At 61.7% G+C, this 12,125-nt stretch carries 13 protein-coding genes; 8 read left to right on the forward strand and 5 right to left on the reverse strand.

What is annotated here, in order from left to right; translation table 11 throughout:
* From ACPJXG_RS03005 to ACPJXG_RS03020, 4 genes are all read left to right on the forward strand, one after another.
* Positions 1–1,350 (forward strand): MFS transporter, encoded by a 1,350-nt coding sequence (locus ACPJXG_RS03005; RefSeq protein WP_425253367.1) that lies wholly within the window; start codon positions 1–3, stop codon positions 1,348–1,350.
* Positions 1,295–2,143: a fumarylacetoacetate hydrolase family protein gene (locus ACPJXG_RS03010; RefSeq protein ID WP_099401685.1), complete on the forward strand. Its 849-nt coding sequence runs from the start codon at positions 1,295–1,297 to the stop codon at positions 2,141–2,143. The genes ACPJXG_RS03005 and ACPJXG_RS03010 overlap by 56 nt, the downstream gene beginning before the upstream one ends.
* On the forward strand, positions 2,143–2,709 hold the full coding sequence (locus ACPJXG_RS03015) for a carboxymuconolactone decarboxylase family protein (protein WP_425253368.1): 567 nt from the start codon (positions 2,143–2,145) through the stop codon (positions 2,707–2,709). Before ACPJXG_RS03010 ends, ACPJXG_RS03015 begins: the two co-directional genes overlap by 1 nt.
* Before the next feature lie 104 nt (positions 2,710–2,813).
* Entirely contained in the window at positions 2,814–4,367 is a 1,554-nt protein-coding gene (locus ACPJXG_RS03020) for a S1C family serine protease (protein ID WP_255206130.1), read from the forward strand.
* Between the two features lie 56 nt (positions 4,368–4,423).
* On the opposite strand, the gene ACPJXG_RS03025 is transcribed toward ACPJXG_RS03020, so the two are convergent.
* The 3 genes from ACPJXG_RS03025 to yjgA all read right to left on the reverse strand — a co-directional run bounded on the left by ACPJXG_RS03025 (position 4,424) and on the right by yjgA (position 6,409).
* A complete protein-coding gene (locus ACPJXG_RS03025) occupies positions 4,424–5,092 on the reverse strand; it encodes an alpha/beta hydrolase (RefSeq protein ID WP_176388157.1) in 669 nt (222 codons plus the stop codon).
* Positions 5,089–5,718 (reverse strand): molybdopterin adenylyltransferase, encoded by a 630-nt coding sequence (mog, locus tag ACPJXG_RS03030; RefSeq protein WP_035822340.1) that lies wholly within the window; start codon positions 5,716–5,718, stop codon positions 5,089–5,091. The genes ACPJXG_RS03025 and mog overlap by 4 nt, the downstream gene beginning before the upstream one ends.
* Positions 5,719–5,809: 91 nt before the next feature.
* Positions 5,810–6,409: a ribosome biogenesis factor YjgA gene (yjgA, locus tag ACPJXG_RS03035; RefSeq protein ID WP_034746337.1), complete on the reverse strand. Its 600-nt coding sequence runs from the start codon at positions 6,407–6,409 to the stop codon at positions 5,810–5,812.
* A gap of 92 nt (positions 6,410–6,501) precedes the next feature.
* Between yjgA and pmbA the strand changes: the two genes are divergently transcribed.
* Entirely contained in the window at positions 6,502–7,854 is a 1,353-nt protein-coding gene (pmbA, locus tag ACPJXG_RS03040; protein WP_425253369.1) for a metalloprotease PmbA, read from the forward strand.
* Positions 7,855–7,982: 128 nt separating this feature from the next.
* Here pmbA and ACPJXG_RS03045 read toward each other — a convergent pair whose 3' ends face one another.
* Complete coding sequence (locus ACPJXG_RS03045; protein ID WP_034746346.1) at positions 7,983–9,107, reverse strand: M14 family metallopeptidase; 1,125 nt, start codon at positions 9,105–9,107, stop codon at positions 7,983–7,985.
* 140 nt (positions 9,108–9,247) lie between these two features.
* Here ACPJXG_RS03045 and ACPJXG_RS03050 point away from each other — a divergent pair, with 140 nt between their 5' ends.
* The gene (locus ACPJXG_RS03050; protein WP_070301125.1) at positions 9,248–9,502 is read left to right on the forward strand and encodes a hypothetical protein; all 255 of its coding nucleotides are present in this window, start codon (positions 9,248–9,250) and stop codon (positions 9,500–9,502) included.
* 110 nt (positions 9,503–9,612) lie between these two features.
* On the opposite strand, the gene paaX is transcribed toward ACPJXG_RS03050, so the two are convergent.
* A complete protein-coding gene (paaX, locus tag ACPJXG_RS03055; protein WP_425253370.1) occupies positions 9,613–10,542 on the reverse strand; it encodes a phenylacetic acid degradation operon negative regulatory protein PaaX in 930 nt (309 codons plus the stop codon).
* A 267-nt stretch (positions 10,543–10,809) separates the two neighbouring features.
* Here paaX and paaA point away from each other — a divergent pair, with 267 nt between their 5' ends.
* Both paaA and paaB read left to right on the forward strand, forming a co-directional pair.
* Positions 10,810–11,799, forward strand: coding sequence for a 1,2-phenylacetyl-CoA epoxidase subunit PaaA (gene paaA / locus ACPJXG_RS03060; protein WP_058048221.1), 990 nt, complete (start codon positions 10,810–10,812; stop codon positions 11,797–11,799).
* Positions 11,800–11,827: 28 nt separating this feature from the next.
* Positions 11,828–12,112 carry a 1,2-phenylacetyl-CoA epoxidase subunit PaaB gene (paaB, locus tag ACPJXG_RS03065; RefSeq protein ID WP_034746356.1) on the forward strand — a complete coding sequence of 95 codons (285 nt, stop codon included), beginning with the start codon at positions 11,828–11,830 and terminating at the stop codon, positions 12,110–12,112.
* Positions 12,113–12,125 lie beyond the last annotated feature (13 nt).

Raw genomic sequence — 12,125 nt, forward strand, 5'->3', positions numbered from 1 at the left:
ATGCACGGCGCCGGCGCTTCTTCCCGCTCCGGCGTGGCCGTGTTTTGCCTCGTGTTCCTGCCGTTCGCGCTCGGGCATTACCTGTCGTGCCTGCTACGCGGCGTGAATGCCGTGCTGACGGCCGAGTTGCTGGGCGCCATCGCCCTGACGCCAGCCCAGCTGGGCCTGCTGACCAGCGCTTTTTTTCTCGCCTTTGCGCTGGTGCAATTGCCGGTTGGCATGGCGCTGGACCGCTACGGCCCCCGCACGGTGCAACTGTGGCTGCTGGCGCTGGCGGCCCTGGGCGTGTGGCTGTTCAGCCGGGGCCACAGCTTTGCCGAGCTGATGTGGGCGCGCGCCTTGATGGGGGCGGGCCTGGGCGGCTGTTTCATGGCCGCCGTGAAAGCGATCTCGTGCGCCATCGCGCCAGCGCGCCTGCCTTCCGTGCATGGCTACCTGATCGCCGTGGGCGGGCTGGGCGCGGCCACGGCCACCATGCCCGTCAAGCTGGCCCTGCACTATACGGACTGGCGCGGCGTTTTCCTGGGCCTGGCGCTGGCGGCGCTGGCCATCGGCTTGCTGATCCGCCTGCTGTCGCCGGCCATGTTCGCGCCTGCCGTAACCATGAACAAGGTGAACAAGGTCAGCGTGTGGAGTGTCTATCGTGACCCGGCCTTTCGCCGCACCATCGCGCTGATCCTGCTGCCGCACACGGTGTTCTTTGGCGTGCAGGGTTTATGGATAGGCCGCTGGCTGGCTGACGTGGGCGGCTTGTCCGACGACAATGTGGCGTATCTGCTGTACCTGGGCATGGCGGCCGTCATCTTCGGCGCCATCGGCATGGGCATGCTGACGGAATGGGCCGGGCGGCGCGCGATTGAACCCATGCAAGTGGCGGGCGCCGGCATCGTCCTGTTTGTCGCCGTGCAAGTGGCGATGGCATGCAATGTGGTGCCCAGCCTGCCGTTGCTGTCCGTGCTGTTTACCTTGCTGGGCACGGTGACGGGCCTCGAATATGCGATCGTCGCGCAAAGCATGCCGGCCAGCTTGACGGGCAGGGCGGCCACCTGCCTCAATCTGCTCATTTTCACGGGCGCCTTCCTGGTACAGGCGGGCTTTGGCCTGATCCTCGGCTGCTGGCCCCTGAACAGCCAGCAGCAGTATCCGCCGCAGGCCTACCAGGTGGCGTTTGGCGTGCTGGCGGCCTTGCAACTGCCGGGACTTGCGATGTTTTTCATTCACCGCTGCAGGCGTGCCGGACCATCCGGTAAAATGGCAGCCTGCACAGCGGCAATGATCAACTCCAAGGAAGACTATGAAACTCGTTCGTTATGGACGTCCAGGCAAGGAAAAACCGGGCCTGATCGATGAAGAAGGCAAACTGCGCGACCTGTCCGGCGTGATTGCCGATATTGACGGCGCACAACTGTCCGACAAGGCCCTGCGCAAGCTGGCCAAGCTCGACGAAAAGACCTTGCCTTTGGTGCGCGGCAATCCACGCTTCGGCGTGCCGCTGGCGAAAGTCGGCAAGTTCATCGGCATTGGCCTGAACTACGCGGACCACGCGGCCGAATCCGGCATGCCGATTCCGGCCGAACCCATCGTCTTCATGAAGGCCATTACTTGCCTGAATGGCCCGGACGACAATGTCGTGTTGCCAAAAGGTTCGAAAAAAACGGATTGGGAAGTGGAACTGGGCGTGATCATCGGCACACGCGCGCAATACGTGAGCGAAGAAGACGCCCTGAAATACGTGGCCGGCTATTGCGTCGTCAACGACATCTCCGAACGCTCGTTCCAGCTGGAGCGGGGCGGCCAGTGGGACAAGGGCAAGGGCTGCGACACCTTTGGCCCCATCGGCCCGTGGCTGGTGACGCGCGATGAAATTATCGATGAGCAAGACCTGGACCTGTACCTGGAAGTCAATGGCAAGCGCATGCAGACTGGCAATACGCAAACCATGATCTTCACGGTGGCGCAGATCGTCAGCTATCTGTCGCAATTCATGACACTGGAACCGGGCGACGTCATCGCCACGGGCACGCCGCCGGGTGTGGGCCAGGGCCGCAAGCCGCAGCGTTTCCTCAAAAAAGGCGACAGCATGCGCCTGGGCATCCCTGGTCTGGGCGAACAGCAGCAGGACGTGGTCGCCTGGACTGCCTGATGGCCGGTAGCGATATCGACCGCTTGCCGCCGCTGCCGCTGGACCAACTTGACCAGCAGCAGCGCGCGGCCGCGCAAGCCATCATCGATGGTCCGCGCGGGGCGCTGTACGGCCCCTTCGTGCCGCTGATCCGCAGCCCCGAGCTGATGGAAACGGCGCAGCGCATGGGAGAGTATTTGCGCTACCGCAGCGCCATCGGCACGCGCCTGTCGGAACTGGCGATCCTCGTGACGGCGCGCCAGTGGGACCAGCAAGTCGAGTGGGCCATCCACGCGCCGCTCGCCGTGCAGAACGGCATCGCGCAAGCGGCCGTGGACGCCATCGCTGAACGGCGCGTGCCGCTTGCCCTCAAAGAAGACGAGCAAGCCGTGCACGACTTTTGCATCGAGTTGCAGCAGAACAAAAGGGTCAGCGATGCCACGTATGCGCGGGCGCTGGCGCTGTTCGGCGAACACGGCGTGGTCGACTTGATGGGCATCAACGGCTATTACACCTTCCTGGCCATGGTGATGAATGGCGCGCAGACGGCCGTGCCGGCCTTGGACGTGACGCCCTTGCCCGCATGACGAGAGGAGTTTAGAGGACTTCTTCGGCAAAGATGGACAAAGTGTAATGAAGTTGAAATTATTCAATATATAATTTTACTTCCCTTCCATTGCCAACAAGCTCAATGAAAACTCGTCCGTGTTCCACCCTGATGGGCCGCGCCTTCCTGGCGCTGGCCCTTTCTTTTTGCCCCTTGATGACGGTGCGTGCACTTGCCGCCGAGACGGCCGCCAGCGCCAGTGCTTCCGCCCTGGAAAACTCCGTCGTCAAGGTGTTTTCCACCCTGCGCGGGCCGGACCCCTATAAACCCTGGAGCAAGGCCGCGCCGCAAGAGGTGACGGGTTCCGGCGTCGTCATCGAAGGCCGCCGCATCCTCACCAATGCGCACGTGGTCGGCTATGCCAGCCAGGTGCAGATCCAGGCCAATGGCGCCGGCGACAAGATCCCGGCGACCGTGCTGGCCATCTCGCGCGGCATGGATCTGGCCTTGCTGAAAATCGACGACGACAGTTTTTTCGCCAGCCACAAAGCCGTGCCACGCGCCAATGTGTTGCCCGACGTGCGCGATGCCGTGCTGGCATATGGCTATCCGACGGGCGGCACCTCATTGTCGATCACCAAGGGCATCGTCTCGCGCATCGAATTCGTGCGCTACAACTTCCCCGTCTCCGGCCTGCGCATCCAGATCGATGCGGCCATCAACCCGGGCAATAGCGGCGGCCCCGTGATTGCCGGCGACAAGATGATTGGCCTGGCCTTTGCCGGCATGCTCAATGCGCAAAACATCGGCTACATCATCCCCAACGAGGAAATCGAGCTGTTCCTGCGCGACCAGGACAGTGGCGCGCCCAAGGGCAAGCCGGCCATGCGCGACGTGACGCAAACGCTGGAAAACCCGGCGCTGCGCACCTATCTGAAGCTGGCCAAGGGTGTTGAGGGCGCCGTTGTGATGTCGCCGGCCAGCAAGGATGCGGCCTATCCGCTCAAGGAGTGGGATGTCATCACGCATATCGGCGATTTTCCCATCGACAACCAGGGCATGGTCAAGCTGAATGCCAACAGCCGTGTGCGCTTCCAGTACCGGGTGCAGCAGCTGGCGAAAGACGGCGAACTGCCGCTGACGGTGGTGCGCCAGGGCGCGCCCCTGAAAATCAAGGTGCCCGTCTCGGCCGCGCATCCGATGCTGATCGCCGGCCTGCAGGGCAATTACCCATCCTATTTCATCTTTGGCCCAATGGTGTTTTCGCGCGCCACGACGGAATTCATGGCGGCGCCGAATGGCAACCCGGCGATCCTGGGCGGCATGGCGTTTGCCGGCAATCCGCTGGCCACGCGGCGCGGCGATGCGCCCGATAGCGAGCGCGACGAACTGGTGGTGATCGCCGCACCCTTCTTCCCGCACAAGCTGATGAATGGCTACAGTACCCGTTTCTTCTCGGTCGTCGATTCCGTCAATGGCGTGCACGTGCGCAGCCTGGCGCACCTGGTGGCCTTGCTGCGCGACCAGACGGATGAGCTGCTGACGTTCCGCTTCCAGCAGCGCGATGCGGAAATGGTCGTCGTGCCGCGCAAGGACATGCTGGCGGCGACGGAATCGATACTGACGGACAATGGCATCCGTTCGGAAGCGTCGCCCGACATGCTGAAAATCTGGAACGAAAAAACGCCGGCGAACTGATCGTTCCCGGCGTTTCGCAAGGCAACAGGCGCGGCGCACACCGCGCCTGTTTTATTTTATGCCAGCACTTTTTTCAGCCACGCGCCGATGGCGTCGATCTCTTCCTGGCACAGCGAGTGCTGCATCATGTACTCGTGCCATTCCACCTTGTAACCCATGCCGGTGAGCAAGTCGCGCGACTGCTGTGCGCGGCCGACCGGTACCACGGGGTCGGCCGTGCCGTGCGCCATGAAGATCGGCGTTTCCAGGCTGGCCGGGGTGCGTTCGGCCGCCGTCTTGTCGGCCAGCGGCAGATAGCCGGACAGGCACATCAGGCCAGCCAGCGGTTCCGCGTGGCGCAAGCCCGTTTGCAAGGTCATGGCGCAGCCTTGCGAGAAACCGGCCAGGATGATGCGGCTGGCGAGAATGCCGCGCGCCTTTTCGCGCGCGATCAGCGCTTCAATTTGGGCTTGCGAGGCGCGCAGTCCACCCTCATCTTCGCGTCGCACCAGGTCGTTTTCGCGGATGTCATACCAGGCGCGCATCACGTAGCCGTTGTTGATGGTGACGGGCATGGTGCCCGCGCTGGGGAAAATGAAACGGATGGCGGGACAGCCGCGCAAATCGAGTTCTTTCACCAGGGGCACGAAGTCGTTGCCGTCGGCGCCCAGGCCGTGCATCCAGATGATGGAGACGGTGGGATTCGGTGCGCTGTCAAGTTCTATGGTTTCCAGCAAGGTGCTCATGTGTTTTCCTCAGGTAAAGGTTGCGCCGGACGCAGCGCCGATTTGGGACGGAAGGCCTTGCAGATGGCCGGATCGGTTTCCATGTAGGGACCGCCGATGAGGTCGATGCAATATGGCACGGCGGCAAAGATGCCGTTGACCAGTTGCACGCCGTCGGCATCTTTCAAGCCTTCCAGGGTTTCCTTGATGGCTTTCGGCTGGCCCGGCAAGTTCATGATCAGGGCGGCGCGCTCGGGCGTCTCGCGGATCACGGCCACCTGGCGCGACAGGATCGCCGTCGGCACGAATTGCAGGCTGATCTGGCGCATCTGTTCGCCGAAACCGGGCATTTCCTTGGTTCCCACGGACAAGGTGGCGTCCGGCGTCACATCGCGCCGCGCCGGGCCCGTGCCGCCCGTCGTCAGTATCAAATGGCAGTGGCTCAGGTCGACCATGTCGATCAGGGTGTTTTCAATCTGCGAGCGCTCGTCCGGGATCAAACGCTTTTCCAGGCGGAATGGCGTGCGGATGGCGGCGGACAGCCAGCTTTCCAGGGCCGGGATGCCCAGGTCTTCATACACGCCGCCGCTGGCGCGGTCCGAGATCGACACGAGGCCGATAATCAATTCGTCTTCTATCGTGGTCATGGGGCACCTGTTTATGTCGTAAAAAAACCGGGCTGATCCCGGTTTTTAGCTACTTTCGGGGTCAGACCCGCCGGGTCTGACCCCAGTTTTTTTACTCGTCGTCTTCGCCTTCAACGTCATCTTCGTCGGCATCTTTCTTGCCGCCGTTTTTCTTCTTGGCGATCTCTTTCAAGATCTGGAAGATTTCACGGTAGGCTTTTGGCGGCTTGTTCTCGGCCTGCTCCTTGCGGGCATTGCGAATCAGGGTGCGCAGGTGCTGCACGTCCAGTTCCGGGTTTTCCGACAGCAAGACGGTCAACGCCTTGTCGTCCGTCAAGAGCTTGTCGCGGCGGCGTTCCATCGCGTGCATATTGGCCGTGTCGGCTTTCGACAAGCCTTTCCAGCTATCGATGGTGCGTTGGATGGCGGCAACTTCTTCCTCATCCAGGGTGCGCATCTTCTTGCCCACGTATTGCAACTGGCGGCGGCGGCCTTCGTGATCCTTGATTTGCTGGCATTCGAGAATGGCGTCGCGCACGTCTTCCGGCATCGGGACGCGCTTGACGCGGTCACGTGCCTCATTGACGAGTTCTTCGCCCAGCTTTTGCAGGACGGTCATCTGGCGTTTGAGTTCCGACTTCGAAGGACGTTCATATTCCTGTTCGAATTCGGTCGATTGGAAGCCGCAAGCTCCCCGGTTTGGATTTGGCATGATAAGGCGGGATTGGCCGCGTAGGCCGCACCTGTAAACTGTAAACGACTGCTATGATAACCTTTTTAGCGGCTTTCCGAAGAAAACAGCGCATGAACGACTCCGTATTTACCCATAGTCAAGAGCAATTGCAGCAACTGGCCCGTGATGTGTTGTCTTTTGCGCGGGAAGCGGGCGGCACCGACGCTGCCGTCGAAGTCAGCGAAGGCGGTGGCCTGTCCGTTTCTGTACGAAAAAGCAAGATCGAGACGATCGAGCAAAACAAGGACAAGGGCATGGGCGTGACCGTGTTTGTCGGCAAGAAGCGCGGCAATGCCAGCACCTCCGATTTCTCTCCGGCCGCCCTGCGCGCCACGGTGGACGCCGCCTACAACATCGCCCGCTTCACGGCCGAGGACGATTGCGCCGGCCTGGCCGACGCCGACATGCTGGAAATGTCCCCCCGCGACTTGCAACTGTTCTATCCCTGGCGCATTTTCACCGAGGAAGCCGTCGTGCTGGCCCAGCGGGCCGAAGCGGCCGCGTTTGCCGTCGACCCGCGCATCACGAATAGCGAGGGCGCCAGCGTGCACGTGCAGCAATCGCACTTTGTGTCCGCCAATTCGCGCGGCTTCATCGGCGGCTACCCATTCTCTCGCCACACCCTGTCCGTGGCGCCCATCGCTGGCAAGGGCGCCAAGATGCAGCGCGACGACTGGTATTCATCCGTGCGCGACGCCGCCAAAATGTCGAGCCCGGAAGCCATCGGCCGCTACGCCGCCGAGCGCGCCCTGTCGCGCCTGAACGCGCGCAAGCTGGGCACGCGCACTTGCCCCGTGCTGTTCGAGGCGCCGCTGGCGGCCGGTTTGCTCGGTACTTATGTGCAAGCGACTTCGGGCGGCGCCCTGTACCGCAAGTCCACTTTCCTGAACGATTCCCTGGGCACGCAAGTGTTGCCCTCGCACGTGCAGATATTTGAAGACCCGCACGTGATCGGCGGCGTCGGTTCCGCGCCGTTCGACGAAGAGGGTGTGAAAACCGTCAGCCGTGACGTCGTCAAGGATGGCGTGGTGCAAGGCTATTTCCTGTCGACTTACACGGCCCGCAAGCTGGGTATGCAGACGACGGGCAACGCGGGCGGTTCGCACAATCTGTACCTGACTTCGAAGCTGACGGCCGCCAGCGACGATTTTAGCGCCATGCTGAGAAAGCTGGGCACGGGCTTGCTGGTGACGGAATTGATGGGACAAGGAACGAACTACGTGACGGGCGACTATTCGCGCGGCGCCTCTGGTTTCTGGGTGGAAAATGGCGTCATTCAATACCCGGTGGAAGAAATCACCATCGCCGGCAACATGAAGGACATGCTGCGCAACATCGTGGCCGTGGGCGCCGACGCCTTGCGCCGCGGCACCAAAGAGACGGGTTCCATCCTTATCGAGAGCATGGTGGTGGCGGGCGGCTGAGGCGCAAGCGGTTCGATGCCTGGCGGCAGCTGCTGCCTCGGCACGCTTCCCAAACGCTGGCCGTGCGGGCAAAAAAATGCCCCGGCGAGCGGGGCATGGGATCAAGCGGGCCGGTTCGGCCCTGGCGATCAGGCGCGCAAGGTGGACAGGATAGGCTGCAGCACGGCCGCACCCAGGGCGGCGCTGCGGGCGCCGCTCCAGCCCGTTTGCGGGTCGGGATCGTTGGCGTTGTCCTTGAACGGCAATTCCAGGGTCAGCGACAGGCAGCCGAAGGCGTGCGTGATGTGGGGCGAACCCATGGTCAGCACTTCCGGCGTGAACGGGCCGTCTTCGTAGCCGTGCTCATCCTGGAAGTCGGGGCTGGCTACTTTGAAGTCGGCGATGAAGCGGTCTTGCTCGGCTTTTTGTGCTGGCGTGAAATTCTCCAGCGCATCGCTGCCGGCGACGAACACATATGGCAGACCTTCGTCGCCATGCACGTCGAGGAACAGGTCGCAGCCGATTTCATGCATCTTTTGTTTCACCAGGAATACTTCCGGGCTGCGCTCCATCGTTGGCGTCATCCATTCGCGGTTCAGGTTGGCGCCGGCCGCGTTGGTGCGCAGGTTGCCGTGCACGGAACCGTCCGGGTTCATGTTCGGCACCACGTAGAAGACGGCGTCCTGCAGACACTGGCGGGCAAACGGATTGGCCTGGTCCAGCAAGGCTTCGAGCATGCCTTCGACAAACCATTCGGCCATCGTTTCACCGGGATGCTGGCGCGCGATGACCCAGACTTTTTTCTCGGCATCGGCGTCGCCGACCACCAGCAGGTTCATGTCGCGGCCTTCCACGGTGCTGCCCAGGTCGATCAGGCGTACCAGCGGCGACGCTTGCGCGCTGTCGATCAGGGCCAGGTGACGGTCCCATGGATACGGTTCGAAGTAGGCGTAGTACACGCTTTCTTCTTCCGGCGTATGTTCGATGGTCATCACGGTGCCGTCAAAGCTGGTCGGCACGCGGAACCAGGTTTCGCGGTCGTAGCTGGCGACGGCCTGGTAATCTTTCCAGCCGTCCGGGTAGGCCGACTTGCCTGCGTTCATGAAGCGGATCGTGCACGCCTCGCCTTGCGCGCCTTGCAGGCGGAAGTAAAACCACTGCGTGATGTCGGCGTGGGAATCCTTGCGGATGTTCAGCTCGATGGATTGGGCATCGTCGGCGCGCAGCACCTCGATCGCGCCGGCGTCGAATTGCTGGCTGATTTTAATGGTCATGTGTGTTCCTGATAAAAACGTATGGGTTTTGCATCGTGTGCAATGGCGCGATGATACCCGTTTTAGCGGCGCCTTTGTGCTGGCGCAAACGACGGCGGACGTGCTTTGCTAACGTGGAAGCTCCGACACGGGAGATCATCATGGACGACAACGGCAAACACATACGCGAACTGGAAAAGAAAGTCAGCGCCCTCAGCGACGCCCTGGCGCACCTGGGCAAGGGCACGACCTTGCAGGAATTGCTGCGCATCATACGTTTCCCCGGCTATACGACGCCGGCCGAATACACCTTCAACGTCGCCATCCTCGACACCATGCTGGTGCAGGTCAATGCGCTGGAAAAGCTGGGGCAGGATTTGCTGGCTGGTGCCAAGCAAGTAGTGGTGAAACAGTGAGCAGACAGTAACTTATTCCTGAACGCCTGAAAAATGTTCAGGGCAAGGCGCAGGGTCGCAGGCAGTACGAACGTACGCCCAGGCCCTGCAACGCCGCCATGGACGTTTTGTCAGGTGTTCAGACCGCCAAATCGTTCGTAGAACCACGGCTCGACATCCGCCGCCTGCTCATCCTCGCGCCGCAGGGTGGCCAGGATATGTTCCTCGGCGGCCGCATACGTGATGCGGTACAGGTCGCGCGCCAGCGCATACGCTTGCGTGCCGGGCCACGGTTCGGGCAGCAGTTCGACGGGCAGTTGCGGGTCGTGCAATTGCACGCGGCGGTAGGCGTGCGTCAGCAGCGAGCGGATGACGAACGCCTGCTCCGCATCGAACACGGGTTCTTCCTGCAGCAGGGTCAGCAGGGGCTGGAAGCTGGCGATGAATTTTTCGTAGCCGGCCATCACTTCCGACAAGTCCCAGCAATCGCCCACCATGTCGCGCAGGGGGCGCGTGCTCACGCCCGGCAATTCCGTGGTGTGGCAAACATACAGCTTGCCCTGCACCTCGTTGCGCACGAGGATATCTTCCAGCGCCTCCGCATTGCTGGCCGGGTGGCCAAAGATGCCGGGAGAAATCAAACCATAGCCGGCCCACAATAATTCCTTGCGCAGTGCTCCCCGCTCGGCCGCGCCGATGCTGCCGGCCGGTCCGATCACCAGGGTCCAGCTGCCATCCCAATGCACGACCAGCGGCGCATAGATGCGGCGGTAGGCGCGTTCGAAGCGGGCCAGCGCCTCCGGACGTATCGTATAGGCGCTGCGGCGGCCGTCGCGCTGCGAGCTGAGCCAGCCTTCCTGCGCCAGGCGGAACACGCTGGTGCGCAATAGCCGGTCATTGACGCCGAACGGCGCCAGCAGTTCGATCAGGCTGCCCAGCCAGATGGCGCCGCCGCGCGGCACGATGGCGTCGCCAAAGATGGTCATCACCAGGGACTTCGAGCGCGGTGGGTCGCTTTCCAGGAAATCGGCTATCCATGCCGTGCAGCGGGTGTTCTTCATGTGGTTCCGGTCTGGCCGTGTTGCGGTCGAATCAATAAAAGCAGCAGTTTACTTGGCTGCGCGGGTAGCGCGGCAATAATTTGCCGGAAGCGCGGGTGGCGCTTCGTAGTGTTTTCTCATAAGCAATATCATACGCACAAAAAAGCCGCACAAGATACGAAATTTTAAAATGATTCATATCAAGTGTATGCAAATCGTTTTTTGTATCGTATTATCTGTTCATCGCACCGCGTTGCTGCGCAAAATCAAAGACATGGGAGACAGATCATGTACGCACAAATGGTTGAAACCGGCCTCAAGAACGTCCGTTCCCTCGACGACATGGGCCAGGAAGAGCGCGCTTTCCAGGCACGCATCGACGAAGGCATCAAGATCGAGGCCAAGGACTGGATGCCGGACGCCTACCGCAAGACCCTGATCCGCCAGATTTCGCAGCACGCGCACTCGGAAATCGTCGGCCAATTGCCCGAAGGTAACTGGGTCACGCGCGCGCCGACCCTGAAACGCAAGTCCATCCTGCTGGCGAAGATCCAGGACGAAGCGGGCCATGGCCTGTACCTGTATAGCGCCGCGGAAACCCTGGGCGTGTCGCGCGACGACTTGCTGGCCGCCTTGCACTCGGGCAAAGCCAAGTATTCCAGCATCTTTAACTATCCGACCCTGTCGTGGGCCGACATGGGCGCCATCGGCTGGCTGGTCGACGGTTCCGCCATCATCAACCAGATTCCCCTGTGCCGCTGCTCCTACGGTCCGTATGCGCGCGCCATGATCCGTGTTTGCAAGGAAGAATCATTCCATGCGCGCCAGGGCTACGACATCATGATGTCGCTGTGCAAGGGCACGCCGGCGCAAAAAGCCATGGCACAGGATGCCTTGAACCGCTGGTGGTGGCCTTCGCTGATGATGTTCGGCCCGTCCGACGCCGCTTCCGTCAACAGCGCCCAGTCGGCGCAATGGCGCATCAAGCTGTTCTCGAACGACGAATTGCGCCAGCGCATGGTTGACCAGACCGTGCCGCAAATCGAATACCTGGGCTTGACCGTGCCCGATCCCGACCTGAAGTTCAATGCGGAAACGGGCCACTATGAATTCGGCGAGATCGACTGGTCCGAGTTCAACAACGTCCTGAAGGGCAATGGCCCGTGCAACCGCGAACGCCTGCAAACGCGTGTGAAAGCGTATGAAGACGGCGCATGGTTCCGCGATGCCTTGGTCGCGTATGCAGACAAGCAAGCTGCTAACAAAGCGGCAGCGTAAATACATAAGACAGATAGGGGATAGCAACATGAGCAAAGAATGGCCATTGTGGGAAGTTTTTATCCGCAGCCAGCACGGCCTGGCGCACAAGCATGTGGGCAGCCTGCACGCTTCCGACGCCACCATGGCGGTTAACCATGCGCGCGACGTCTACACGCGCCGCAATGAAGGCGTGAGCATCTGGGTGGTGCGCGCGGCCGATATCGTTGCCAGCAGCCCCGGCGACAAGGGCGCCCTGTTCGAACCGTCGAACAGCAAGGTGTACCGCCATCCCACCTTCTTCCCGATGCCGGAAGAAGTCAAGAACCTGTGATGGGAGCGCCTGC

Origin of the sequence: Janthinobacterium sp. NFX145, assembly GCF_049810325.1 — a bacterium.
GTDB lineage: Bacteria > Pseudomonadota > Gammaproteobacteria > Burkholderiales > Burkholderiaceae_D > Janthinobacterium > Janthinobacterium rivuli.

Bases quoted from the DNA above. Each gene is read 5' to 3' on its own strand.
- ACPJXG_RS03025 (WP_176388157.1), bottom strand. From the start codon at position 5,092: ATGAGCACCTTGCTGGAAACCATAGAACTTGACAGCGCACCGAATCCC.
- paaA (WP_058048221.1), top strand. From the start codon at position 10,810: ATGTACGCACAAATGGTTGAAACCGGCCTCAAGAACGTCCGTTCCCTC.
- paaX (WP_425253370.1), bottom strand. From the start codon at position 10,542: ATGAAGAACACCCGCTGCACGGCATGGATAGCCGATTTCCTGGAAAGC.
- ACPJXG_RS03005 (WP_425253367.1), top strand. From the start codon at position 1: ATGCACGGCGCCGGCGCTTCTTCCCGCTCCGGCGTGGCCGTGTTTTGC.
- ACPJXG_RS03045 (WP_034746346.1), bottom strand. From the start codon at position 9,107: ATGACCATTAAAATCAGCCAGCAATTCGACGCCGGCGCGATCGAGGTG.
- pmbA (WP_425253369.1), top strand. From the start codon at position 6,502: ATGAACGACTCCGTATTTACCCATAGTCAAGAGCAATTGCAGCAACTG.
- ACPJXG_RS03010 (WP_099401685.1), top strand. From the start codon at position 1,295: ATGAAACTCGTTCGTTATGGACGTCCAGGCAAGGAAAAACCGGGCCTG.
- mog (WP_035822340.1), bottom strand. From the start codon at position 5,718: ATGACCACGATAGAAGACGAATTGATTATCGGCCTCGTGTCGATCTCG.
- ACPJXG_RS03050 (WP_070301125.1), top strand. From the start codon at position 9,248: ATGGACGACAACGGCAAACACATACGCGAACTGGAAAAGAAAGTCAGC.
- ACPJXG_RS03020 (WP_255206130.1), top strand. From the start codon at position 2,814: ATGAAAACTCGTCCGTGTTCCACCCTGATGGGCCGCGCCTTCCTGGCG.
- paaB (WP_034746356.1), top strand. From the start codon at position 11,828: ATGAGCAAAGAATGGCCATTGTGGGAAGTTTTTATCCGCAGCCAGCAC.
- ACPJXG_RS03015 (WP_425253368.1), top strand. From the start codon at position 2,143: ATGGCCGGTAGCGATATCGACCGCTTGCCGCCGCTGCCGCTGGACCAA.
- yjgA (WP_034746337.1), bottom strand. From the start codon at position 6,409: ATGCCAAATCCAAACCGGGGAGCTTGCGGCTTCCAATCGACCGAATTC.